The sequence below is a fragment of the Halobacillus sp. KGW1 genome, assembly GCF_001592845.1.
Classification (GTDB): Bacteria; Bacillota; Bacilli; order Bacillales; family Halobacillaceae; genus Halobacillus.
On sequence record NZ_LSOC01000003.1, the window covers coordinates 719,765 to 743,275 of the forward strand.

Genomic DNA, 23,511 nt, shown 5'->3' on the forward strand with positions numbered 1-23,511 from the left:
GCTCGCTCGATGTATCTCCATAAGGAAAGTGTACAAAAAATTCTGTACACTTTCCACAATTTTCGAATTATTTAGATCTTTTTCCTGTTGGTCAAACGTTTAATCAAGCGGACTGTTCTTCCTTACTTTCAAACATGGATTTTGCAAGTATTTCCGCAATATCCATCGTACTTACCTGTTCTTCTACTTCTTTCGCTTTCGTCCCATCAGACAGCATCGTCAGACAGAATGGGCACCCGCTTGAAATCATCGTCGGTTCAACAGCAAGAGCCTGTTCCGTTCTTGCCACGTTGACACGATTTCCTGATTTCTCTTCCATCCACATCATTCCGCCACCGGCACCACAGCACATTCCATTGGAGCGATTGCGTTTCATTTCCACCACTTCAACACCGGGAATCATTTCGAGCACTTCGCGCGGTGGTTCGTACACTTCGTTGTAACGTCCAAGATAACAGCTGTCATGATAGGTGATCCGTTCGTTAACGACACCCTCCGGTTTTAACTTGCCATCCTTCAGCCATTCCGCCAGCATTTCTGTATGGTGGTAGACTTCCGCTTCCAACCCGAAATCCGGATACTCATTCTTAAAGATGTTGTATGCGTGTGGATCAATAGTAATGATTTTCTTTACTTCGTGCTTTTCAAATTCTTTCATGTTCTTCTCCGCGAGCTCCTGGAAGAGGAATTCATTTCCCATCCGTCGCGCTGTATCACCGGAATTCTGCTCTTTGTTACCAAGAATAGCGAATTTGACGCCCGCTGCGTTCATCAGTTTCGCAAAAGCGATAGCGATCTTCTGGCTGCGGCTGTCATAGGATCCCATCGAGCTTACCCAGAAAAGATACTCGAAGGTTTCTCCCGCTTTCTTCAACTCTTTAACTGTTGGGATAGCGGCGTCTTCATCAAGGCTGCGCCAGTCTTCCCGTTCCTTCTTAGAAAGCCCCCATGGATTACCTTGACGCTCGATGTTCATCATCGCTCTTTGTCCGTCTGCATCCATCTTCCCTTCCGTTAAAACGAGGTATCTGCGAAGGTCGATAATCTTATCCACGTGCTCGTTCATTACCGGGCACGCATCTTCACAGTTACGGCAGGTAGTGCATGCCCAAAGTTCTTCTTCGGTGATGACATCACCGATCAAGCTTTTGCTTTGGACAGCATCCAGTGTTGCCGCTGCTTCATCGGACCCACTCGACCTCGACATCTGGGCAAGTGTATTCCCTTCTGTGCCGGAGAACGCGTAGGCTGGGACCCATGGTGACTTTCCTGTAACGGCAGCACCTTTTTCAGTCAGGTGGTCTCTCAACTTGATGATAAGATCCATCGGAGAGAGCATTTTTCCTGAGCCGGCAGCCGGGCAGACATTCGTACAGCGGCCACATTCGACACAAGCATAGAAATCGATCATCTGCAGCTGATTGAAATCCTCAATTTTACCGACACCGAATGAAACATCTTCCTCCGCGGCATCTTCATCGATTTCAAAATTGATCGTCTTCAGCTTCCCAGGCGGTTCTTCTCTGCTTAAATAAACGTTGACCGGTGCGGCGATTAAGTGTGCATGTTTGGATTGTGGAACATAAACCATAAATGTGAGCAGGATAAGCAGGTGGATCCACCACATGACAAAAAATACAGTCGCAGCGGCTGCTGGCGGCATCCAAGAGAAAGCGCTTGCAACAGCGGACGCAACAGGTTCTGTCCACACTCCTTCATGACCGTGCCATATAAGTCCCATTCCATTCCCTACAAGTACGGTGACCATCAGAGTTCCGATAAAAATCAATACTAGTCCCGCTTTAAATCCGCGCTTTAAGCGGACAAGTTTCTCGATATATCGACGATAGAAAGCCCAAATAACGGCTACCAGAATGGTCAATGTTACAATTTCCTGGAAGAAGGTGAACCCTGGATAGAACGGTCCTAACGGCAGGTGACTGTCCGGTGCCAACCCTTTCCAAATAAAATCGATGGCCCCGAATTGGACAAGAAGGAAACCATAAAACATCATGACATGAATGATTCCTGATTTCTTATCTTTCAACAGCTTTTTCTGGCCGAACACATAAATCCAAATCTTTTTTAAACGTTCTTTCAGTTTGTTATCATACTCAAATTTCTTCCCTAAACGGATGTATGCAACCCTTGTCCTGATAACGCGTGTGAACAAGTAGAGACCATACACCGTGACAGCAAGGAACAAGACCCAGTTTGCCACTAATAACGGATTCATGAACTCTCCCCCTTTTTCTTTATCACCGGGCAATTCCCGCAGCACCCGGAATGTTGAATTTTCTGACTCTTATACATCAACTATAAATTATGAATGAGCATTCAGTCAATATATTTTCGCTATTTCCTGTTGAAATGTAAGGAACTGGGGAAACTATTAGGAAAATCGATCTGCAGGAGGAATGTTCGTGGTCGTCTTCTATATCATTTTATGCCTTTCCATCTTCGCCTTATTACTGATTCTCGATTTCAAATTCGGACGTGCCTCTCACCTTAAACACGCCCGTAGACTGCCGTTCTTTGAAGGAACAGGAGATGCCCGATTATACACGAACGGATCTTCCCTCTACGAGGACCTTTTTCAATCGATTCGAGATGCTGATAAACAAGTGGATGTCCAGTTCTTTTCCATAGAAACCGACTACATCAGTGATAACTTTCTTACTGTCCTCAAGGAGAAAGCGGAACAAGGTGTTCCCGTCCGTCTGCTTGTCGACCGCCTCGCCGGTTTCAAAATGAATAAACACATCCAGAAGGAACTTACAAATAATGGAGTCATTTTTCAATTCGCCGAAACTCCCGGTTTTCCTTTCTTATTCTACAAAATGAACCGAAGGAACCACAGAAAAATCACCGTTATTGATGGAAAAATCGGCTATGTCGGCGGTTTTAACATTGGCAGGAATTATATTGGTGAGAATCCAAAATTCGGAAACTGGCGGGATTACCATCTTCGGTTAACCGGTGAAATCGTCCAAGGACTCCACGATATATTTGAAGACGATTGGCAGATATCGAAAGGAAACAAGGTTCCACTTCCTAATGCACCCGGCAGGAAGAAAGAACGTGGGATCACTCTCTTTCCTACAGACGGGGTGGAACTGGAAGACGCATTCATGGAACTCTTCCGTTCTGCCGAAGAAGAAATTCTGATCGGTTCCCCTTATTTCATTCCTACCGAGCGGTTGATGGCCGAGCTGGAGAAGAGCTTAAAGCTTGGCATCACTCTCCACGTCATGGTACCGCTGAAAGCGGATCACCCCTTCGTCAAAGAAGGAGGCATACCCTATCTGGAAAGGCTGTACCGACTGGGCGCACATGTTCATTTCTACGACGCCGGATTCTATCATCCCAAAATGATGATCATTGACAAAAAGATCGTCGACATCGGGACGGCTAATTTTGACCGAAGAAGCTTGTTCCTGAATAAAGAGGTGAACACGATCTTGTACGATCCAGTGTTTATCCAAACGGTCCGCGATTCCTTTTTTAAGGATATGGAAGATTCGATTCCTTTTGACGACCACTGGTTAAAGCATCGTTCTTGGAAGACCAGAATAAATGAAAAGATCGCAGTTCTCCTGCGACCTCTTCTGTAGAATTATTTCATTAAGGAAGAAAAGAAAGGACCAACCCATCCGACTATTTTAAACCCCAAATAAATGCCGATGATTCCAGATACCCCGGCAAATGCCGGAGGTGCCGGAATCGGCAGCTTGCAAAGAGCGAAGACGATACCGACCACCAGCCCTGTCACTAAAGCGAAGATGATTTCTTTCACATTTCCACAGCCTTTCTCCACAAGAGACGTTTCTGCCTTTAGCTTTCACGTCCGCCTGCGAGCTCATGCATTCTCTTACATCCTATCAGTAAGGATATAAAAAGATGTCAAAAAAACCGGACGCTCCCGCCTCATTCTGTTTACAGAATGAGAGGGATCGTCCGGTTTTTTCATTCATTTGATGGGTTTACATCTGCTCCGGTGCAGACACACCGATCAAGTTCAGAGCATTACGCAGGGTCGTACGTACTGCCTGCATCAAGGCAATACGTGCAGCAGTCGCTTCTTTATTGTCTTCATCCAGAACTTTGACAGCGTTGTAGAAGCTGTGGAGATTGGAAGCGAGATCAAACGTGTACTGGGTAATACGGTGAGGTATCCGTTTGTCAGCGGCGTCAGCAACCACCTGTGGGAATTCACCAAGTCGTTTCAGCAGGTCCTCTTCTTTCTCGGAAGCCAGATGACTTCCATCGAAGGAGTCTGCCTTCATCCCTTTCTCTTCTGCTTGTTTCAACATCGTACAAATGCGGGCATGCGCATACTGCACATAATAGACAGGGTTCTCGTTGGATTCTGAACGTGCAAGGTCCATATCGAAGTCCAAGTGAGAATCGCTGGAACGCATGGAGAAGAAATAGCGCATAGCGTCGATTCCCACTTCTTCCATCAGCTCACGAAGCGTGACAGCTTTTCCAGTCCGCTTACTCATTTTCACTTTCTCTCCGTCCTGGAACAGGTTGACCATTTGAATGATTTCCACTTCCAGTGTGTCTTTATCGTAACCAAGCGCTTGAATAGCCGCTTTCATACGTGGAATATAGCCGTGGTGATCCGCTCCCCAAATGTTGATCAGCGTATCAAAGCCTCGGTCCAGTTTATTTTTATGATAAGCGATATCCGGTGTCAGATACGTGTAGGAGCCGTCATTTTTAATGAGTACGCGGTCTTTGTCGTCATCAAAGCGTGTCGTCTCAAACCATGTAGCATCTTCTTTCTCGTAGACATACCCCTGGTCTTTCAACACCTGAAGAGCATCTGTGATCTGATCTCCCTGGTACAAGGATGTTTCCGAGAACCACTCGTCGAACGGAACGCGGAATTCTTCCAGGTCTGTCTTGATATTGTTCAGAAGGAACTTCAATCCGTACTCTCGGAAATATTGAAGACGTTCTGCATCCTCGACGTCCACCCATTTCTCTCCGTCTTCTTCTACAAGCTTATTACCAAGACCGATAATATCCTGACCGTGATAACCATCTTCCGGCATTGCCCACTCTTTACCAAGGGCCTGCATATAACGCGCTTCAACGGAATACGCCAGATTAGCCATCTGATTTCCTGCATCGTTGATATAATATTCACGGGAAACGTCATATCCTGCTGCATCCAGGACGTTACAGAGCGAATCGCCGACAGCTGCTCCGCGAGCGTGGCCGAGGTGAAGCGTACCCGTCGGGTTGGCAGATACGAACTCGACTTGTATCTTATGGCCATTGCCGCTGTCTGTACGGCCATAGGCATCGCCTGCCTCAAGAATGGTCGGGACAAGCTCCGTCAGATACTGATTGTTCATATAGAAATTGATGAACCCGGGGCCGGCAATTTCAATCTTTTCGATAGAAGATTTCGAATGATCAAATGCTTCAACCAGCTCTGCAGCGATGGCGCGGGGGTTCTTTTTGGCGATCCGTGCCAGCTGCATCGCCATGTTCGTCGCATAGTCTCCGTGGGCTTTGTCCTTTGGCTGCTCCAGAACAACTTCCGGGAGCTCTTCCTCTGCAGCCAACCCGGCAGCCACGACGGCGCGGCTGATTTCTTCTTTCAATTTCAGTTCCATTTGTTCAACGATATTCATGTTTCGCTCTCCTCCTCAAACGTCAACGTCAAGCGGTGGGCTTGAGTCACTTCGTGATTTAACGTCATCGTATAATTCAAAAACAGTCGTCCTGGAACGGTTTCCGCCGGGGAACGAAAATCCAATTCCTTTGTATATGTCTTCATATGGAAATCACCATAGGTGTGATGATACAGGTTTTCTGTTTCCGCGGATTCTATGAATACCTGGCGCATCTCCACGCCTCCGCTCCGCTTAATGCTGACATGACCCGGCTTGACCGTCACCATCGTGCGGACCGGATCGCCTTCCTCCTGATGCTCGATAAAGGTGAGCACTTGAGTATCGCCGCGCGTGAGAAATTGTCCGGACTCTTGGATTTCCATCTTCTCCACACGATCTCCATCCCTTATTTCCGTGACGAGCTGCACCTGGACGTCCCTAGCGTTACTTGGCATATTCCCCTCCACCTTCGTTCCTCTGATTTACGTACAAGATATAACTTATTTATTATAAGAATTCATATAAAAAAACGCAAGCCGCCCCTCAGCCCGCAAGCAGCCGCACCATTTCCTTTATCTCGCCGATCTGCACGATATGTCCTGGTATCGTATAAGCCCCATATAAGATAAGGATAGCCAAAACGAGGGTGCGATACCATCCTTTGGAGAGATATTTTTGGAATGGGCGCTGATCAGGAACGAAAACAAGCAGCAGAAAAGGAAGCAGAATACCGACAGCAAGCAAATCCACATTCCATTGGGACTGCTCTTCCGAAACAGCCAGTGTGAACTTCAGCACATCATCGATCTGCTCTTCCACGTCCAGTCCCGCTACCTTATCCTTCGTAAGACCTTGCTCTATTGTCAACGTCCCTTCATTCCAGGTATAGCTGTAGTTGGACGGATTCCATTGGCCGACAAACGTGACGAGTAAAAGCCCGACCATCACGACCGCATAGATGATCATGATAATTCTTCTTTTTTTATTCAAAACAAAGCCGCTCCTTTGTATAAAAATCAAATAGAAAAACCACTATGATCCGCTCACAGTGGCTTGTTCTATTCTATCATTTATTTCACGAACCCTAAAAGCATTTCACGGACGAATTTACTCGCGACGATCGGTGTCATCTCTGTCGGGTCATAGACAGGAGCTACTTCAACGAGATCCGAACCGACGATATTCATGTCACTCGCTGCCATCGCATGGATGCTGGCAAGCAGCTCTTTCGAGGAAATACCGCCGGCTTCCGCCGTACCTGTGCCCGGTGCAAAAGCGGGGTCAAGCACGTCGATGTCGATCGTTACATAGACCGGACGTCCTGCCAAGGTTGGAAGCACTTCCTTCAACGGCTCAAGCACTTCGAATTTCGACATATGCATCCCGGACTCTTCGGCATACTGAAATTCTTCCCTCATGCCGGAACGGATTCCGAACGAGTACACGTTCTCAGGACCGATAAGCCCGCACGTCTTCCTGATCGGTGTGGAGTGGGAAAGCGTCTCTCCTTCGTACTCTTCCCGCAGATCCGCATGGGCATCGATGTGAATGACGGCAAGATCGGGGTACTTCTTATACATTGCCTTAATCACAGGCCATGTAACCAAGTGTTCTCCACCAAGTCCAAGTGGATACTTCCCTTTCTCCAATAAGTCATCCATAAAACCTTCGATAATATCAAGACTCCGGGCCGGGTTCCCGAATGGAAGCAGCATATCCCCTTTATCATGGTAACGTACTTCTTCCAAATGCTTGTCTAGATAAGGACTGTACTCTTCCAACCCGATCGAAGCTTCACGAATCCGGTTGGGACCGAAACGGGATCCGGGACGGAAGCTCACCGTCCAATCCATCGGCATGCCGTAGATGACAGCATCCGCCTCTTCTTCTGTCGCTCTGCTCATAATGAACACTTTGCCGGAATACGACTCATCAAAAATCATGGCCTGTCACTCCTCCGTCAAATCTTTTACGAATTTCGGAAGAGCGAAACTCGCTTTATGAATCTCTTCTGTATAGTACTTCGTATCAATAGACGTGAACCGCTCCTCTTTCACTTGAAGTGGATCGTACACTTTACTTCCCATCGTGAATGTCCAAAGACCGCTCGGATACGTCGGAATATTCGCCGTGTACACTTTCGTGATCGGGAACGTCTCTTTCACATCGCCGTACACCTGACGGATTAAATCTGCTTTGAACCATGGATTATCCGTCTGCGCAACAAAGATTCCATCTTCTTTCAACGCTTTGGCAATCCCTTCATAGAACCCTTTAGAGAACAAGTTCACGGCAGGGCCCACCGGCTCGGTGGAGTCGACCATGATCACATCATACTCCTGCTCACTTGTCGCAATATGCATGAAGCCGTCATCCACTTTGACTTCCACACGCGGATCATCCAGCGCTCCGGCAATGGATGGAAGATATTTCTTGGAGTATTCGATGACTTTGCCGTCAATTTCAACAAGCGTCGCCTTCTCCACCCCTTCATGCTTTAAGACCTCACGAATCACACCGCCGTCTCCGCCGCCGACAACAAGGACGTTCTTCGGATTTGGATGAGTAAACAACGGTACATGGGCAACCATTTCGTGATAGACGAATTCATCTTTCTCTGTCGTCATGACCATGTCATCAAGAACGAGCATGTTCCCCCATTCTTCCGTTTCCAGCATTTCCAACTCTTGAAAATCTGTCTTTTCCTTATGAAGCGAACGATTGACTTTCGCTGTAATACCGAAATTCTCGGTTTGTTTCTCGGTAAACCATGTACCCATGTTTCATTCTCCTTTTTCATCTATAAGTAGTTCCATTGTATATAAACTTTCACAAGAAGTTTATTTTACTACGTATTCTCACATAATAATAGCAGTCTTTATGCATTCTTAACAGTTGGGAGTATAAAAAGATGCGCTCATTATTTAAACGTACGTATAAATGGGGGAAGCGAGGGTTCAAGCTGGCTTTGTTCGGTTTGATTGCCGGAGTTGTCCTCACAATCGGTGTATTGATTGCAGCCGTCATCCAAGGGCCTCCTTCCTTGACGACTGAACAAAATACGGTCTTCTATGGATCGGACGGAGAAATTATCGGCGAGGATCAAGGAGCCGAAGAACGCTACTGGATCGACATCGATGACATGCCGGAGTCCTTGAAAGATGCCACCCTTGCCATTGAGGACAGACGCTTTTATAACCATTTCGGCTTCGATTTCAAGCGAATCGCAGGCGCGGCTCTCACAGATTTGAAGCAGATGAGGATGGCGGAAGGAGCCAGTACGATCACACAGCAATACGCGAGGAACCTTTACCTTTCCCATGACAAGACATGGACGAGGAAGCTCCATGAAGCAATGTATGCCCTACGTCTCGAAATCTTCTACAATAAAGATGAAATTCTGGAAGGCTACCTAAATACGATTTACTACGGACACGGTGCCTATGGAGTAGAAGCAGCAAGCAGGTATTACTTCGATAAAAATGCGGAAGAGCTCTCTTTGAAAGAAGCCAGTATGCTTGCCGGAATACCTAAGGGACCGAGCTATTATTCTCCATTAGATAATGAAGAAAATGCGGAAGAACGTCAGGAGCTTATATTGACGGAAATGGAGAATAACGGCTACATCACGCCATCTGAGAAAGAGGCGGCCGTAACCGCAAGCATTACGTATGCAGATCCCGACAAATCCGAGGAGAAGGAAATTGCTCCTTATTTTCAGGACCAGGTCGTGACAGAAGCAGCCGGCATCCTTGACGTAAGCAGGGAAGAAATTGAAAGCGGAGGCTTCCATATCCATACGACGTTGAAGGAAGACCACCAGAATATCCTCGAAGAAAAGGTGAAGAAAAATATACCCGCGGAGGAAGAGATACAGGTCGCTGCTGCGGTCATGGATGATCAGACCGGAGCCATCACAGCCATGATCGGCGGGAAAGATTACGAAGAGAGCCCTTATAATCGTGCCACCCAGGCGGAACGACCGGTTGGATCCACGATCAAACCATTCCTCTATTACGCAGCGCTGCAGGAAGGCTACTCTCCAGTCACCATGATAGAAAGCAAACCGACAGAGTTTGAAGTGTCCGGAAAAAGTGAACCGTATGCTCCAACGAACTTCAACGGAAAGTTTGCCGATAAACCGATTACGATGGCTCAGGCTCTCGCCATATCCGATAACATCTATGCCGTCTCTACCCATATGGACATCGGACCGGAGAAGCTTGTCCGGACGTTGCAGGATTTCGGTATCGATAAGCAATTCAAACCGAACCCTTCCCTTGCCCTCGGCTACTCCTCTGTATCCCTTTTGGATATGGTAACCGCCTACGGCAAGCTCGTGCAGGGAACAGAATCGATCTCCGGGCATACGGTGAGCAAAATCACCGATCAGCACGGGAGCGTCTTGTATGAATATGAACCGGTTTACGATAAGGATAAAGCCATTGATAAGAAAACGGCATTCGCCGTGACGCATATGATGACAGGCATGTTTGACTCGGGGCTTAACGCCAACTACGCAGACGTCACCGGTTCACCAATCAACGGCAAACTGACACGTATGTATGGCGGCAAATCAGGAACAACGGATACCGACAGCTGGATGATCGGCTTCAGTCCTCAGTATTTGTCCGCCGTGTGGATCGGGTATGATGAAGGCGGCAAAGTACTCGAAGACTTTAACGACCATCGCTATGCCAAGAACATCTGGGCAGATACGATGGAGGCTGTCCACGAGCCGCTTCCTGAAGCTTCTTTCATTCCACCGCCGGGCTTGAAAGGCGTCTATATCGACCCTGACACCGGGGCCCTCTCCGGACCGAACTGTCCTAAGGAGCGGCTTGTGTATATGGAGAAAGCCGCAATTCCTGATGAAGTCTGCGGCGGAGATGACAGCAAGGATGTAGAGGAGGAATTCAAGAATGACCCTTGGTTCAAAGATGTGGTCGACTGGTTCTTCTAATTTCAATATTCTCCCAAAAATAAACCCGGGCGATCCGATAAACGGACGTCCGGGTTTTCTTTATCTGCTATAAAATAGCCAGATCCGCAAGATCATCTAAACGGAAGCTGTAGGGCTCTTTCGTTTTCCAGTTTATTGCGTTCACCCGCCGCTCCGTTTTGTTCAACTGCTTCAGCTTCAGTATGACATCCTCGTAATCAAAACCGTTATGCACTCTGGCTTTTACAGTAAGATCATCTTTCCATGCCCGCTGCAGCAGAAAATCGACTTCCGCCGCCTTCTGCTCATCGATGATTCCTTTCTCCACCCGTTCATCCTCTTTCCACAGGTTTTTAATCATTTCTACATGCTCCGGCAGCATTAAGGACGTCCACTTGATCGTCCCACGGTCACGATTTCGATTATCCATTTCGCTCTCTCCTCCAAAACGAACGTTTGTTCTCATTTTAACACAAAAAAGCAAAAGGTATACTGGGTTTTCTAGGGAATGACACATAAAAAATCCACCCCCGCAGATGCGGGAGCGGAACATTTCATTCTACTCCTAGCGATTCCTTTAAAGAAGACGTCGTATTTTCCCACAATTCCGGCTTGAAATCCCGTAAGTAGTCACCGAGAATTTTCTTGGACTTTTCATCCATGTGATCAACGACATACTTCCCTTTCAATGACTTATCCATATGATTCACGTGCTCAGGCATCAGTTTGTAGCCGCGCTTGATGGAACGGTCGACGACGATTTCGCTCGCTGCCACTCCATAATAACAAGGTTTGCCTTCTTTAAACTCCACCGTGACCCAGGCAATCCAATACAGCAGACCGTTCTTCACGACTTCTCTGTCCGTAATGAACTTGATCCGCTTCTCGACTTTACTTCTCGCATGAAGAGCTCCCATATCGACGTAGGCCTCTTCTTCATTCGGATCGACGATGACAGGCGTCATGTTCTCCAGGCTTATGGAACCGACACCGTAACCGCCGTGGCCGTCCGTGGAGTCGTCCTTAATGATGGTAAACTGATTCTTTTTCTTATCTTCCGAGTCTTTGTTGTTTTTGAACTGATCGAATTCTCTCATGCTTTAAACGCTCCTCCTCATTGTGTACACCAGCTATTTTGTCCCATTTTAACATACAACAGCAGGATTATTGTCAAGGAAGCGTCGAACACTCCATTAATCAAACGCTTGTTTAAGTCTCCTATGATTCATCTCGCCTCCAGCCCTCGCCGGACGCCCGCTTCATAAAAGTGAAGTCCTCCGTAGCAGGATCTTTATATCGGGGTTGTCTTTTCTCTTTCTTAGATCGTCGGGCACGGAGCAGGTGCAGTCCTTCCACCGGCACCCCTACCCTCCGCTGCTGGACATCTTTGATTCCCTGGATGATAAGCTGCATAGAGGCGATAATAACGACAAAACAAAGAAGAGCGGGAATGATCAGCCACCACCGGCCGGTCATGAGAGAATTCTTCGCAGAACCGATTAACCCTGACCATTCGTAGGTCGTACTCAGCGGTGGATCGTTCTGATATGGTTCGTACGTAACTTTTGTGCCGCCGAAGTAAATATCAAATACGCCGAGGTGAATGAAAATCAGCAGCGTTTGAATGAATTGCTGCCCGAAAACAACCCCTATCCTTGCACTCATATGTGGAAGCAGATGCTTCCATAGAAGATGGACGGAACTGCCTCCAAGTACTTTGGTACTGACAACAAACTCTTCTTTCATGATCCCTTTCATTTCCTTTCCGAACAGCGTTACGACAAGCGGAGCAGCCAGCAGAGTAAGGATCAGAGCCTGGTACAGGATCCGCTCGGTTTCCGTCGTCACAAACCCTCCCTCCGGCATCCATAACACCGGCCGGAGAAGCAGGTAGGCGATGACCGTCATCGGCAGGAAGTGCATGCCGTCCACCAGCTTCTCGATACCCTGCTGCCATTTCGACGGCAGAAAGAACGTATACGGGACTGCCAGAATAAAGCCGATAAAGATGCGCAGGAAAGCGATAGCCAATGCAAAAAGGATCGTGTATTTCGCCCCGACAAGCAATTGATCAAATACGCTGAATCCAAGGACGTCCGTCCCAAGAAAAACGTACTCCGGTGTATGGGGCGCACCGCTCACCAGTCGATCATTCTCATCGTATATTTGAAAGTACTGATCGACGAGGGGATCGGCAGTCATTGTATAGACGATGCTTACGATAACCGTCGAGACGATGATCAGGAAGCCGGTCAGGAATTTGACATTCCTAAAGTGGGCGAGTATTTCTCTCCAGATGAAGGAGAACCGCACTCCTCCCGTACGTTTTCCTGTGCCCATAAAGGAATTCATGTGCAAATTCTCTTCTTCCAAGCGCCGTCCATCCTTGATCAGGAAAGACTCCGTTCCCTGATACAGTAAATAAAATGGAGTGAACAAAAGAAAAAGGACAAAAGCAGAAACAATGGGCCGGAAATCGTCTATGAACACCGTTGTGATTCCGTTGATGTTAAATATGTATTCAATGATCAATAGACTGGAAAGCGCTCCCCAGACGATGATTTTTGAATGGGAAAAGGCACTGGAAACGATGTTGCGCACCACATGAACGGAAAGGATGTTCCATTTCGTCAATCCCTTCCCCAGCGCCAGCTGCACATAAGGCTTTGCCATCTCTTCCTCCATTAACAGCAGAAGAATCCTGTACATCATGACCATCGGAAGCACCGCAATGGCGATGATCGGAAGCAGATAAATCTTATCCTCTCCAAGCGAAGTGAACGGGGCTATCAGCCATCCGGTCTGTTTGAAGAACCAAACGATGAAGAGCTGTAAAGAAAAAGCGAGCAGAAGATCCGGGACAGCCTCCAGAAGGCCGACGATACGATCGACTACGGTCCGGATCCATTTCGGCAGGAATAAGGTAAAGAACGCACCGAAAAAAGCAAGGGCGACACCAAGCAGAATGCCTCCAAAGAAGAGAAGCATGGAATAACGATACGGCTCCCATATATAATCAAGCATCGGCACCTGCTGACCTTTGAACCAATATGTCCATTCAGTTGGATGACCAAGACTCATAATAAGATCCCGCAACTGCAGACCGTAGCTGCGCAAATCAAAGAAAGCCCCCTCATAAAACAGCGCCGGCGAAGCGCTGATCAATACAATCCCGATCAGCCCCAGCACATAATAACCAATGAACTTCACTAATTTCACAACTCAATCCCACCTTTTTTCTAAATAATCAGACATATAGATAAAAAAAGAAAAGGCATACTCACGTGGTACACCTTTCCGCTGTCGGAAAAAAATCAGGATAATCAACCGGATCCTATAGTCCCAGTTTAATGAATAGCGCGTAATTTTTCAATAAATTTCCAAGCGTCAGCTATATCTTCTTCCGTATACTTTTGAGCGCTTTTTACTGTGAACACCTTCTCCGCTATTTCATCCTTCGGTAGATCTTCAAAGAAAAGCATCGTCGAAACCAGCTCTAAAAACCGGGAGCTCCGTCCGTTCATTTCTGCAATCTGTGCGTGAAGCGGCGGCAGGTTCATTTCATAGTGGGTGAGGAATTGCCTGCCGCTGTCCGTCAATTGATAGCGGTATTGATAGTAATTCTTTTTCTCTTCCCTCGTTTCCCTGATAAATCCCAGATTGCACATCTCTTCTACACGCAGCGTCAACTCTTCCGAATACGGTCCGTAAAAATGGAACTGGTACCGCTCTTCGAAAGGAATGTCACATTTCTTCAAAATATAGATCATCTTCTGCAGCTTCTTCCTTCCGACGATTTCATCGGTACTAGAAAAGAACTGCATCAACTTCGCATGGTTTTCCAACATGGAAGCTCACTCCTTATCCATACAAAATTTCCATAATCCGCTTCTTCGTCTTACTTCGATTCGACATATCACGCAGTAGATCCATCGGGAAATAAAGCTTATGGTCGGTCCGCTTCTTCCCTGAAATAGACTCCACAATATCCGACAGACGGGAAAGCTCCTTCAATTCATCGTTCGGCTGCAGGAGATGAATAGGCAGACGTTCCCCTTCTTCTCCTGGACGATAGAAGTCATAAGGAAGGTCCGAGCTTGAATCTACAACCAAATAATAGTCAGGATTCAGTCCTGCCTTCTGGAACAGCTTATACAGCTCCATCCATTCGTTCATCTGGGAATTAGGGTTGAACTCGACATACTTGAAGAGTCTGCGGTTGACGAACCGCTGGCATAGATCACGAAGGACCGGGTCCTCCTCTTCCATCCACGTCTGAAAATAGAAAAGTGTCACAGGTTCATCCAGAGCCAAGTACTCTGCTAATGTCGGTTTCCCTGCAAAAAAAGAAAGGAAATGGACTGGGGACAGCCGGAAGGTATAGTCACTCTCGTAAAGCTCTTTCGCTCTGTGAAGGATTTTCGATAAGATGACTTCCGCACTCCTCGTCACCGGATGGAAATATACCTGCCAGTACATTTGGTATCTGCTCATAATATAGTCTTCGACAGCATGCATACCGCTTTCCTTCACAACGACCTGATCTTCCATCGGACGCATGACCCTTAAGATCCGTTCCATGTCGAAGTGGCCGTAGCTGACGCCTGTGAAGTAAGCGTCACGCTGCAGATAATCCATACGATCGGCATCGATCTGACTCGAAATCAAGCTGACGACCAGCTTATTCTTATATGTTTTGTTAATGACATCCGCAACTTTTTTCGGGAACCCTTTCTCTACACGGCTGAGGACCTCGTTTACTTCTGTATCGCCAAGAAGAATTGCCTGGGTGAATGCCTCATGATCGAGCTTGAAGACTTTCTCGAACGAATGGGAGAAGGGACCGTGTCCGAGGTCATGAAGCAGCGCAGCACAAAGACAGAGAAGCCGTTCCTGGTCGTCCCAGTTCGGCCGATCTTTGAAGTTATCTATAATTCTCCTTACAATTTCATAGACTCCGAGCGAATGATTGAAGCGGCTGTGCTCTGCTCCGTGGAACGTTAAATATGACGTCCCAAGCTGCTTGATACGCCGCAGTCTTTGAAATTCGGCGGTTCCGATCAAATCCCAAACCACCCTGTCCCGTACGTGAACATAACGGTGGACAGGATCTTTGAACACTTTTTCTTCGCTTAGTTTCTCATCACGATAGGCCATCTGCTTGTCCTTTCTAAACGACATTTTCCTCTATTATATACCTTAAAATCCGACAAAAAAACCTGAATACATACATTAAATTCCAATATTATTTTTTCATCCTCCGCAGATTTTACCTTTCCCAGCTGATTCATGCAACACTCATCTTTTGCTATAATAGAATAGAATGCAAAAAAGGAGTACGGAACTACAATGACTAACATCCATCCATTATTAAAAACAAAAGCATATCGCTTTATTGACCAAAGCAATCTCGGCCCCACCTTTTCGGCCCTTCAGTCTTTCGCAACCGATGACGCACTGTCCATTTCTGTCGGTGAACGGAGGAGTCCGACTGCCGCACGGCTGTGGGTCCATCACGACACGGTCGTACTGGGAATCCCTGATGCCCGGCTTCCTTACATCGAGGAAGGAATCGCCTATTTGAAAGAGAACGGCTATAAAGTGATCGTCCGTAATTCCGGCGGTCTGGCTGTGGTCCTGGATGACGGGGTTTTGAACCTTTCCCTCATCTTCCCTGATTCCAAAGAGGTCAACATTCACGAAGGATATGAAGCAATGGTTTCCTTCATTCAATTCTTGTTTGCGGATTTAACCGACCGCATTGAAGCCTATGAAATTACCCGGTCCTACTGCCCGGGTACGTACGACTTGAGTATTGACGGCAAGAAGTTTGCCGGTATTTCCCAGCGAAGGGTTAAGAACGGTTCTGCCGTCCAAATTTACTTGGACGTCAGTGGAAGCGGTCGGGAAAGAGCCTCCCTGCTGAAGGAATTCTACAACATCGGGAAACGCGGAGAACAAACAAGATTCACTTATCCAGACATCGATCCCTCCGTCATGGCATCCTTGAACGAATTGCTCGGCACCGAACTTACCGTATCCGATGTAAGAGACCGAATTCTCTACAAACTGTACGAACTATCCGGTTCCATGACGACCAATCCCCTCGAAGGCGTGGAAATCGAATGGTTCAATAAACGCTTCGATCAAATGGTCAAACGGAATGAAAAAGCGCTCGAAAACCTTACTTGATAGGTTTCGAACGCTTTTTTTCATTTCTTCTTTCTGGTCATACCCGCAAAGTCGAACATCATAGAAAAGACAATACCGATGAAATAAAGAAACTTGCTCAGGAGGAAAGCCACAGGCACAGAGAGAAAACCTACGAAGGCGTGATTAACCGCTGCATCCAAATATCTTGGTGTTTCTGAAAATAGAAGATAACCGAGAAGCCCTCCCGCCATGAATGACGCAAGGACAAGGAGCATGTCCCGTCCAACCATGAGGAAATTGCGAAAGGCGAACGGAGTCTTGGCATATCGGAAAACACCCAGGATGAGCATCGTGACAACGGTGAACCCATACGACCACGGCCCTGCAAAGACGGCGCCGGATACCTCCCAGAACGGCATCCAGAACAAGGAGAGCAGGAAACTGATCAGCAGCCAGCTGTTGAATACGCGCTCCCCGATCTTTTTCCAAGCTTCCTCTTTTTTACGCTGCTCCTGCCTCTTTTCTTCTGGAATGAAAACAGGAACGTCTCCATGCTTCACTACCCCGAGTTTATGGGGAAAAGCGAGCCCTCTTTCGGTTTCACCATAGGGACGGGTGGAGTCCAACACAACCCCCAGCGCATAATCCGGATAATGAGTCAGCTCGTATTCTGTTTCATAAACAGGAATACCCTCAGGAAGGATCTTACATGCAACCTTCCACTCTTCCGGTGTAAGTCCCATTCCCCTGAATTGCTGCTGCCCCTCCTCTTCCCAGCTCAATACAAGTACGGGATAAGCTATACTGCGGGACGGGGCTTCCTGCCTGTATATATTCCTGATTGCCCTCCCTGCGTATAGAGCTGTAATCTCTGCAAAAGGAATGGTCTTCTCGATCGTTTCTTCTCGTTCCGGGAGATGGAAATACTCATAGAAGCCTTCCTTTGTCACCTTTTTTATCGATGTGTACCTTTTCTGTTTGTCCCGAAGCATTCCTATGCCGACCAACAAGCAGATACTGCCGGCGAAGATGCTGAGCAGCCCGGCAACCCAGTGACTGTGCCTCGACACCCAAATAGATATACTCAATAATGCCGTTCCCAACAGAGCGAAAATCCCACCCATGATGTACATAAGTGCTTTGGATGCGCGATTTATCTCGCTTTTAAACGTCAGTTCTTCCTGCATGTCTTCCACCTTCCCTCAAATCTTTCCTTGTTTCTTGTCCTACGATGGAATAGATAGATTGGTTTCATTCCATATCGATATTACGGCGCGGTTTCGTTTTTCCTTTGAAGAAACCCGAATGAAGGAGAGCCGCATACATCAATATACCAAGAAGATATAAGAACTTACTTAGGAGGAACGCGGCAGGGATCGACCAGAATGAAAGCAGGGAATGATTGACGACAGCGTCCAGATGACGGGGCGTTTCTGAAAACAGTAAATAGCCAAGGTACCCGCCTCCCCCGTACACGGCGATGACAAACAGCATATGCCGACCGACAAGCAGCATGTTCCTCCATTCAAGAGGTAAGCGGGCATAGACAGCACCGACAAGTATCATCGTCAAGATGATAAGCACCACAGGCCACGGGCCGACGAACAGTTCATCAACCACTTTCCACGAGGGCATCCATAATACGGCGAGCAGGAAGTTCAACACCAGCCATCCCCCCAGGAGACGCCCCGCCATCATCTCCCGCAGACGCGTACAGCGCTTTTTCTTTTCTGCAACCTCGTCCGGAATGTACTTGGGCAACTCTTTCTGCTTCACATACCCTAGTTCAAACGGATATGGAAACCGTTCTCCGCTGTCCCTGTAGTGTTCGGCATCTGCCAAGGGATCACCCAAAGTATCATCGGGATACTGGGTGAGGTCATAAGGTGTGCTGTAAACCGGAAGCCCTGCCGGAAGGTGACGAAGAGCAGTCGGCCACTCCTTCTGTTTAAGTACCACACCACGGTAATGACTGACTCCGTCCTCCTCCCAGCGGAACACCAGAAGCGGATGAGCAAAAAATTTGGTCAGACGATCCTGCCGCATCACCATTTCCACTACTCTTCCCAAATATAAGGCGGTCATTTTCTTATAGGGAATCAGCTGTTCCGTCTCCTTCTCTTGCTCCGGAACAAGAAAATAGTGATAAAACCCTTCCTTTGTAATTCTTTTGACAGATGTATAGCTTACCTGCTTGTTACGGAACATCCCCACTCCTAGCAGCAGGAACAGAAGGGCCGGGTAAAGCGGAATCAGCCCGATGGACCAGTGACTCGCTCTGGATACCCCCAAGGTTATGTAAAGAAAAAAAGCACCCCCTAAACAAGAGAGTATTCCAAGTCCAATTCCCATGGCCTTGTGTCTTTTACTTACTGATTGTTTATAAGTTAATTCGTTATTCGAGTCCATGAATACCTTCCGCCTTCCTCTTCCTTTCTAATTACATATAAGCACAAGAGAGCGAAATTGCCAAAGCCAAGGTGCACATGGATCGTTTCCATCGACTTCCCCGATGACATTGCAAAGAGGACATCTCCTTCCTAGTGGAAAGTGCCACCTCGCTAAATACTCCAACAAAAAAAGCCGGCACGATGGCCGGCTTTGTCGTTGTTTGTTTCTATTATACAGATTGAGCGGCAGTAATGATTGCCAGTTTGTAGACATCATCTGAATTACAACCACGGGAAAGGTCGTTAACTGGTTGATTCAATCCTTGTAGAATTGGACCTACTGCATCAAAGTTACCAAGACGCTGAGCAATCTTGTATCCAATGTTACCCGCTTCAAGGCTTGGGAATACGAACGTATTCGCTTCGCCTTTCAGTGGAGAATCCGGAGCTTTCTTCTCGGCTACAGATGGAACGAAGGCTGCGTCGAATTGGAATTCCCCATCAATAACCAACTCACTGTTCTGCTCTTTAGCAATTTGAAGCGCTTCGGATACTTTTTCCGTTTCCGGAGATTTTGCAGATCCTTTCGTAGAGAAGCTCAACATCGCTACCTTAGGGTCGATATCGAAGAGTTTCGCTGTTTCAGCACTCGCAAGGGCGATCTCTGCAAGGTCCTGACTGTCCGGCGTAATGTTGATCGCGCAATCAGCGAACACATACTTCTCTTCTTCCCTTACCATTACGAACACACCGGAAGTCTTCTTAATTCCTGGTTTTGTCTTGATGATCTGCAGGGCAGGTCGTACTGTGTCTGCCGTAGAATGAGCCGCACCGCTGACCAGGCCGTGAGCTTTGCCCATGTACACGAGCATAGTTCCGAAGTAATTCTCGTCCTGCAGGATTTCACGAGCTTTCTCTTCTGTCGCTTTTCCTTTACGGCGCTCGACGAAGCTAGCAACCATTTCATCATATTCCGGGTAGTCAGAAGGATCAAGAATTTCTGCTCCGTCAATATTTACATTGATTTCAGAAGCCTTCTGTTCTACTTTATCCTTATTTCCGACTAGTACAGGTTTCACTAGGCCGTCTGCACCAAGCTGGCTTACTGCTGTAAGAATACGTTCGTCCATTGCTTCAGGGAATACGATTTTCATGCCTTTACCGTCAATTTTAGCTTTCAGAGTATCAAATAGGTTACTCATGTTTGTCCCTCCAATTTTCATTCTGTTATATATGATAAGACCTTTTGTGTTTAAATGAAAGTGGTACGAGAGAAAATTTCCTTTTGAAGCGATTTCATTTTATAACTTTACCCTATTTGTCACTTATTGATACGCAACCTTGACAATTCCGTGAGCATCCACCGTTTCGTTATCTCGCACCTTTCATCTATGTTATATTGAGAAAGGAAGTAAACACCACACACCCTACTATAAAGGAGCGATTGATCCCATGCCTGAAGCAGTAGTTACAATGGATGGCTGGTATTGCTTGCATGATTTCCGTTCCATCGACTGGACAGCGTGGAAGTACGCATCCACCGAAGAACGGGAACAGGCTGCCCGCGAATTCCAGGAATTGATCACCAAATGGGAAAACACCGAGCAGAACAAAGAAGGCAGCCATGCCTTATATACGATCGTCGGCCAAAAAGCGGACTTTATGATGATGATCCTGCGACCGACAATGGAAGAATTGAATGAGATAGAAACAGCCTTTAATAAATCGAAGCTGGCTGAATTCACAAAACCAGCCTATTCCTACGTTTCGGTCGTTGAGCTTTCCAATTATATGGGGAATACCAACGAAGAAGATCCTGAAATTCAAGCACGCTTGAAACCGACCCTCCCTAAGTGGAACCACATTTGCTTCTACCCGATGGACAAGCGCCGTCAGGGCAACGATAATTGGTACGTACTCGAAAAAGACGAGCGCGCCAAGCTCATGTACGCACACGGGATGACAGGCCGTCAATATGCAGGGAAAATCCGTCAGATCATCACGGGCTCCATCGGCTTTGATGACTGGGAGTGGGGCGTCACCCTCTTCGCACACGACGTGCTTCAATTCAAAAAACTCGTCTATCAGATGCGGTTTGATGAAGTGACTTCCCGTTACGGCGATTTCGGTTCCTTCTATATCGGTAACATCCTCAAGCCTGAAGCGCTTGATCAGTTTTTGGAAGTTTGATTGAAAAATGAACGATATATCCGAACCTTCCCTTTTGTAAGGGTGGGTTCGGATTTTTTATGCCCTTCTCCACTAACCTCTAACCCCTCTCCAGGCCCACATGGAAAAGTCATCATTATTTTTCAGGGCTGGTCATATAGTGTTAAAGAACATGCAAACATGCCTTATTTGAAGTGAGGTGACAGCATGGCCGTCATTCCCTTTACAGAAGCGGACGTTAAGTTACTGGCGAGATTAATGAGGGCTGAAGCCGAGGGGGACGGACAATTAGGCATGCTGATGGTGGGAAATACAGGGGTCAACCGTGTCCGCGGCGACTGCATCGACTTCACAAATATCGATTCAATCCGGGACATGGTGTACCAGAGCCCGGGCGGCTTTGAAGCCACCCAAAAGGGTTATTTCTACCAAAGAGCCAGGGAGAAGGATATCCGACTGGCCCGCCGAACCATCCGCGGGGAGCGGTTCCATCCTGCAACCAACTCCTTATGGTTCTTCCGACCTCAAGGAGACTGCCCTGCTCAGTGGTACGGTCAATGGAACACTGGAAGATATAAGTCCCATTGCTTCTATTCACCGACAAGGGCTGACTGTCCAAGCGTATATTAAATCCATGAAGGAGTGGTTTAAATGGCACAGAATAAACCTCAATCAGGGCAAGGTGCACCGATGTACGGTCAGGGTCAAGCCCCGTTCTACGGGCAGAATCCGTACATGTATTATTACCCTCAACAGGGGCAGGGAGGAATGCAGCCTCCGCAGGTCCAGCCCGGGACATATTCAGGCAGTATCAACCCACCGAACATGCTGCCGTCGGAAGAATCCTATATCGAGAATATTCTCCGTTTGAACGCCGGCAAAGAGGCGACTGTTTACATGACATTCGAGAACAACGATCAATGGAATGCTAAGGTATTCAAAGGAATCATAGAAGCTGCTGGACGGGATCACATTATTCTCAGCGATCCACAAACAGGCAAGAGATACTTACTATTGACGATTTATCTGGATTACATCACCTTTGATGAAGAAATAAACTATAACCTTCCATTCGGAGGCTCTTCCGCCGGATTCGCTCAATACAACCCCCGATGACAGAACCAATCAAAAAAAACTCGCTATTCGTAGCGAGTTTTTAACTATTAAGCGAAAAGGGTGAGGCTATGAAGTCCCCATATGAAAGCTACCAGAGAGCTCAGCTTGGTGCGCTGGCACTTGTCGTCGTACTCATTGTAGTCGGACTGTTTCAGCTGGAGCACCGCTGGATCCTCCTCTTGATGTTCTATGTTCTTGCCGCCAGCATCGCATTTGAAGCACTCATTGACAAAGCACGCGAGCAGAAAGTGAATATGATCATCCACTTTACCTGTGCTGTAATAATTTTTCTGTTTACGACTCTTCTCTATTTTTAAACATGTTTGATGACTGCATACCCGAGCAGAATCCAGCCGATCAGGAATGACAGCCCGCCGAGCGGTGTAATCATTGCAAATGTCTTAATCCCGGTCGGCGCATAAATATAGAGGCTTCCGGAGAACAGGATAATTCCAATGAAGAAAAACCAACCGGCCCCTGTCATCGCACCCGTCTGGATTTTGCTCATTAACAGAGCGGTAACAAACAATGCCATCGTATGGAACATTTGATAATCGACTGCTTTCCCCCACTGTTCCAAGCCCTTCTCCGAAACTTTCCCTTCCAATCCGTGGGCTCCGAATGCTCCAAGTGCCACGGATAAAAAACCATTAATAATCGCTAATACCAAAAAGATTTTCATTCCATTCATCCCTTCTTAGAAATCAAAAATCGAGGGCCCGTTCGCCTCCCCGTGATCGACTTTCTTTTGTTGATCCGGACGGCTTGGTGCATCGACCCCCATCATACGACGGACTTCTTCTGCCGTCGGCTCCTGGACAGGTGCTTCCGTTCTTACCGGCTCCTCTTCCAATAACAAATCGGCCAGCAGGCGGATCGAGCGGACATGCTCGCGTACTTTTTGCTCGTCCCCATACTGAAGCATTGCTTCCTGTATTTCATTCGACATTTTCTTAAGCACTGTTTGATTCGTGATGGCCATATATTCAAACTCCTTTTTCTAAAAAAGATCCTCTGTCGTAGTTTAACACGCCTGTAACATCCCTGTCTTTCCATCTATGAAAGGTTTCAATAATTTGTAAGAATAGCTTCCCGCCTAAAGCAGAAG

General features: G+C 47.2%; 24 protein-coding genes. 7 read left to right on the top strand and 17 right to left on the bottom strand.

The window, feature by feature from the left end; all coding sequences use genetic code 11:
- Nucleotides 1-103 precede the first annotated feature (103 nt).
- Nucleotides 104-2,236: a heterodisulfide reductase-related iron-sulfur binding cluster gene (locus AXG56_RS12635; RefSeq protein ID WP_062514877.1), complete on the bottom strand. Its 2,133-nt coding sequence runs from the start codon at nt 2,234-2,236 to the stop codon at nt 104-106.
- Nucleotides 2,237-2,417: 181 nt separating this feature from the next.
- On the opposite strand from AXG56_RS12635, the gene AXG56_RS12640 reads away from it, so the two are divergent.
- Nucleotides 2,418-3,614, top strand: coding sequence for a phosphatidylserine/phosphatidylglycerophosphate/cardiolipin synthase family protein (locus AXG56_RS12640; protein WP_062514879.1), 1,197 nt, complete (start codon nt 2,418-2,420; stop codon nt 3,612-3,614).
- 2 nt (nt 3,615-3,616) lie between these two features.
- On the opposite strand, the gene AXG56_RS12645 is transcribed toward AXG56_RS12640, so the two are convergent.
- The 6 genes from AXG56_RS12645 to speE form a co-directional block, all read right to left on the bottom strand.
- On the bottom strand, nt 3,617-3,796 hold the full coding sequence (locus AXG56_RS12645) for a XapX domain-containing protein (protein WP_008632279.1): 180 nt from the start codon (nt 3,794-3,796) through the stop codon (nt 3,617-3,619).
- 187 nt (nt 3,797-3,983) lie between these two features.
- The gene (argS, locus tag AXG56_RS12650) at nt 3,984-5,651 is read right to left on the bottom strand and encodes an arginine--tRNA ligase (RefSeq protein WP_062514881.1); all 1,668 of its coding nucleotides are present in this window, start codon (nt 5,649-5,651) and stop codon (nt 3,984-3,986) included.
- Entirely contained in the window at nt 5,648-6,088 is a 441-nt protein-coding gene (locus tag AXG56_RS12655) for a DUF1934 domain-containing protein (protein ID WP_008632277.1), read from the bottom strand. The genes argS and AXG56_RS12655 overlap by 4 nt, the downstream gene beginning before the upstream one ends.
- 88 nt (nt 6,089-6,176) lie before the next feature.
- Nucleotides 6,177-6,623 carry a hypothetical protein gene (locus AXG56_RS12660; protein WP_026577854.1) on the bottom strand — a complete coding sequence of 149 codons (447 nt, stop codon included), beginning with the start codon at nt 6,621-6,623 and terminating at the stop codon, nt 6,177-6,179.
- An 80-nt stretch (nt 6,624-6,703) separates the two neighbouring features.
- A complete protein-coding gene (gene speB / locus AXG56_RS12665; protein ID WP_026577853.1) occupies nt 6,704-7,576 on the bottom strand; it encodes an agmatinase in 873 nt (290 codons plus the stop codon).
- Between the two features lie 6 nt (nt 7,577-7,582).
- Nucleotides 7,583-8,413: a spermidine synthase gene (gene speE, locus AXG56_RS12670; RefSeq protein WP_008632274.1), complete on the bottom strand. Its 831-nt coding sequence runs from the start codon at nt 8,411-8,413 to the stop codon at nt 7,583-7,585.
- Nucleotides 8,414-8,544: 131 nt separating this feature from the next.
- Between speE and AXG56_RS12675 the strand changes: the two genes are divergently transcribed.
- A complete protein-coding gene (locus AXG56_RS12675) occupies nt 8,545-10,596 on the top strand; it encodes a transglycosylase domain-containing protein (RefSeq protein WP_062514883.1) in 2,052 nt (683 codons plus the stop codon).
- A 67-nt stretch (nt 10,597-10,663) separates the two neighbouring features.
- Here the strand turns inward: AXG56_RS12675 and AXG56_RS12680 are convergent, their stop codons facing one another.
- The 5 genes from AXG56_RS12680 to AXG56_RS12700 form a co-directional block, all read right to left on the bottom strand.
- The gene (locus AXG56_RS12680) at nt 10,664-11,005 is read right to left on the bottom strand and encodes a YolD-like family protein (protein WP_152413285.1); all 342 of its coding nucleotides are present in this window, start codon (nt 11,003-11,005) and stop codon (nt 10,664-10,666) included.
- 124 nt (nt 11,006-11,129) lie between these two features.
- A complete protein-coding gene (locus AXG56_RS12685) occupies nt 11,130-11,672 on the bottom strand; it encodes a YwhD family protein (RefSeq protein WP_008632268.1) in 543 nt (180 codons plus the stop codon).
- A gap of 121 nt (nt 11,673-11,793) precedes the next feature.
- Nucleotides 11,794-13,794 (bottom strand): ABC transporter permease subunit, encoded by a 2,001-nt coding sequence (locus AXG56_RS12690; RefSeq protein ID WP_062514885.1) that lies wholly within the window; start codon nt 13,792-13,794, stop codon nt 11,794-11,796.
- Between the two features lie 128 nt (nt 13,795-13,922).
- Nucleotides 13,923-14,423: a YwgA family protein gene (locus AXG56_RS12695; protein WP_008632266.1), complete on the bottom strand. Its 501-nt coding sequence runs from the start codon at nt 14,421-14,423 to the stop codon at nt 13,923-13,925.
- Between the two features lie 13 nt (nt 14,424-14,436).
- Nucleotides 14,437-15,732 (bottom strand): HD domain-containing protein, encoded by a 1,296-nt coding sequence (locus AXG56_RS12700; RefSeq protein ID WP_008632265.1) that lies wholly within the window; start codon nt 15,730-15,732, stop codon nt 14,437-14,439.
- Between the two features lie 192 nt (nt 15,733-15,924).
- Here AXG56_RS12700 and AXG56_RS12705 point away from each other — a divergent pair, with 192 nt between their 5' ends.
- Nucleotides 15,925-16,767, top strand: a complete 843-nt coding sequence (locus AXG56_RS12705; protein ID WP_026577848.1) for a lipoate--protein ligase family protein — start codon at nt 15,925-15,927, stop codon at nt 16,765-16,767.
- 20 nt (nt 16,768-16,787) lie between these two features.
- Here AXG56_RS12705 and AXG56_RS12710 read toward each other — a convergent pair whose 3' ends face one another.
- The 3 genes from AXG56_RS12710 to pta all read right to left on the bottom strand — a co-directional run bounded on the left by AXG56_RS12710 (nt 16,788) and on the right by pta (nt 20,320).
- Nucleotides 16,788-17,915, bottom strand: a complete 1,128-nt coding sequence (locus AXG56_RS12710) for a hypothetical protein (RefSeq protein WP_062514887.1) — start codon at nt 17,913-17,915, stop codon at nt 16,788-16,790.
- A gap of 64 nt (nt 17,916-17,979) precedes the next feature.
- On the bottom strand, nt 17,980-19,137 hold the full coding sequence (locus tag AXG56_RS12715) for a hypothetical protein (protein ID WP_153017428.1): 1,158 nt from the start codon (nt 19,135-19,137) through the stop codon (nt 17,980-17,982).
- A 211-nt stretch (nt 19,138-19,348) separates the two neighbouring features.
- On the bottom strand, nt 19,349-20,320 hold the full coding sequence (gene pta / locus AXG56_RS12720; RefSeq protein ID WP_008632260.1) for a phosphate acetyltransferase: 972 nt from the start codon (nt 20,318-20,320) through the stop codon (nt 19,349-19,351).
- A 250-nt stretch (nt 20,321-20,570) separates the two neighbouring features.
- On the opposite strand from pta, the gene hemQ reads away from it, so the two are divergent.
- The 4 genes from hemQ to AXG56_RS12740 all read left to right on the top strand — a co-directional run bounded on the left by hemQ (nt 20,571) and on the right by AXG56_RS12740 (nt 22,720).
- Nucleotides 20,571-21,308 carry a hydrogen peroxide-dependent heme synthase gene (gene hemQ / locus AXG56_RS12725; protein WP_026577845.1) on the top strand — a complete coding sequence of 246 codons (738 nt, stop codon included), beginning with the start codon at nt 20,571-20,573 and terminating at the stop codon, nt 21,306-21,308.
- Nucleotides 21,309-21,494: 186 nt separating this feature from the next.
- Nucleotides 21,495-21,917 carry a cell wall hydrolase gene (locus AXG56_RS12730; protein ID WP_026577844.1) on the top strand — a complete coding sequence of 141 codons (423 nt, stop codon included), beginning with the start codon at nt 21,495-21,497 and terminating at the stop codon, nt 21,915-21,917.
- Nucleotides 21,918-21,938: 21 nt separating this feature from the next.
- The gene (gene gerQ / locus AXG56_RS12735; RefSeq protein ID WP_008632246.1) at nt 21,939-22,403 is read left to right on the top strand and encodes a spore coat protein GerQ; all 465 of its coding nucleotides are present in this window, start codon (nt 21,939-21,941) and stop codon (nt 22,401-22,403) included.
- 68 nt (nt 22,404-22,471) lie between these two features.
- Nucleotides 22,472-22,720: a hypothetical protein gene (locus AXG56_RS12740; protein WP_008632244.1), complete on the top strand. Its 249-nt coding sequence runs from the start codon at nt 22,472-22,474 to the stop codon at nt 22,718-22,720.
- Here the strand turns inward: AXG56_RS12740 and AXG56_RS12745 are convergent.
- Together AXG56_RS12745 and AXG56_RS12750 are read right to left on the bottom strand one after the other, a co-directional pair.
- Nucleotides 22,717-23,085, bottom strand: coding sequence for a DUF423 domain-containing protein (locus AXG56_RS12745; RefSeq protein ID WP_008632242.1), 369 nt, complete (start codon nt 23,083-23,085; stop codon nt 22,717-22,719). The genes AXG56_RS12740 and AXG56_RS12745 overlap by 4 nt on opposite strands.
- Nucleotides 23,086-23,100: 15 nt before the next feature.
- On the bottom strand, nt 23,101-23,385 hold the full coding sequence (locus AXG56_RS12750; RefSeq protein WP_026577843.1) for a YwdI family protein: 285 nt from the start codon (nt 23,383-23,385) through the stop codon (nt 23,101-23,103).
- Nucleotides 23,386-23,511 lie beyond the last annotated feature (126 nt).

What these genes read in the sequence shown, in the direction of transcription:
- AXG56_RS12705 (WP_026577848.1), top strand. Translation starts at nt 15,925, where the DNA reads ATGACTAACATCCATCCATTATTAAAAACAAAAGCATATCGCTTTATT.
- AXG56_RS12675 (WP_062514883.1), top strand. Translation starts at nt 8,545, where the DNA reads ATGCGCTCATTATTTAAACGTACGTATAAATGGGGGAAGCGAGGGTTC.
- AXG56_RS12700 (WP_008632265.1), bottom strand. Translation starts at nt 15,732, where the DNA reads ATGGCCTATCGTGATGAGAAACTAAGCGAAGAAAAAGTGTTCAAAGAT.
- pta (WP_008632260.1), bottom strand. Translation starts at nt 20,320, where the DNA reads ATGAGTAACCTATTTGATACTCTGAAAGCTAAAATTGACGGTAAAGGC.
- AXG56_RS12655 (WP_008632277.1), bottom strand. Translation starts at nt 6,088, where the DNA reads ATGCCAAGTAACGCTAGGGACGTCCAGGTGCAGCTCGTCACGGAAATA.
- hemQ (WP_026577845.1), top strand. Translation starts at nt 20,571, where the DNA reads ATGCCTGAAGCAGTAGTTACAATGGATGGCTGGTATTGCTTGCATGAT.
- AXG56_RS12695 (WP_008632266.1), bottom strand. Translation starts at nt 14,423, where the DNA reads ATGTTGGAAAACCATGCGAAGTTGATGCAGTTCTTTTCTAGTACCGAT.
- AXG56_RS12745 (WP_008632242.1), bottom strand. Translation starts at nt 23,085, where the DNA reads ATGAAAATCTTTTTGGTATTAGCGATTATTAATGGTTTTTTATCCGTG.
- speE (WP_008632274.1), bottom strand. Translation starts at nt 8,413, where the DNA reads ATGGGTACATGGTTTACCGAGAAACAAACCGAGAATTTCGGTATTACA.
- AXG56_RS12680 (WP_152413285.1), bottom strand. Translation starts at nt 11,005, where the DNA reads ATGGATAATCGAAATCGTGACCGTGGGACGATCAAGTGGACGTCCTTA.
- AXG56_RS12740 (WP_008632244.1), top strand. Translation starts at nt 22,472, where the DNA reads ATGAAGTCCCCATATGAAAGCTACCAGAGAGCTCAGCTTGGTGCGCTG.
- AXG56_RS12640 (WP_062514879.1), top strand. Translation starts at nt 2,418, where the DNA reads ATGTTCGTGGTCGTCTTCTATATCATTTTATGCCTTTCCATCTTCGCC.
- AXG56_RS12685 (WP_008632268.1), bottom strand. Translation starts at nt 11,672, where the DNA reads ATGAGAGAATTCGATCAGTTCAAAAACAACAAAGACTCGGAAGATAAG.
- speB (WP_026577853.1), bottom strand. Translation starts at nt 7,576, where the DNA reads ATGATTTTTGATGAGTCGTATTCCGGCAAAGTGTTCATTATGAGCAGA.
- AXG56_RS12750 (WP_026577843.1), bottom strand. Translation starts at nt 23,385, where the DNA reads ATGGCCATCACGAATCAAACAGTGCTTAAGAAAATGTCGAATGAAATA.
- AXG56_RS12715 (WP_153017428.1), bottom strand. Translation starts at nt 19,137, where the DNA reads ATGGACTCGAATAACGAATTAACTTATAAACAATCAGTAAGTAAAAGA.
- AXG56_RS12635 (WP_062514877.1), bottom strand. Translation starts at nt 2,236, where the DNA reads ATGAATCCGTTATTAGTGGCAAACTGGGTCTTGTTCCTTGCTGTCACG.
- gerQ (WP_008632246.1), top strand. Translation starts at nt 21,939, where the DNA reads ATGGCACAGAATAAACCTCAATCAGGGCAAGGTGCACCGATGTACGGT.
- AXG56_RS12710 (WP_062514887.1), bottom strand. Translation starts at nt 17,915, where the DNA reads ATGCAGGAAGAACTGACGTTTAAAAGCGAGATAAATCGCGCATCCAAA.
- AXG56_RS12730 (WP_026577844.1), top strand. Translation starts at nt 21,495, where the DNA reads ATGGCCGTCATTCCCTTTACAGAAGCGGACGTTAAGTTACTGGCGAGA.
- argS (WP_062514881.1), bottom strand. Translation starts at nt 5,651, where the DNA reads ATGAATATCGTTGAACAAATGGAACTGAAATTGAAAGAAGAAATCAGC.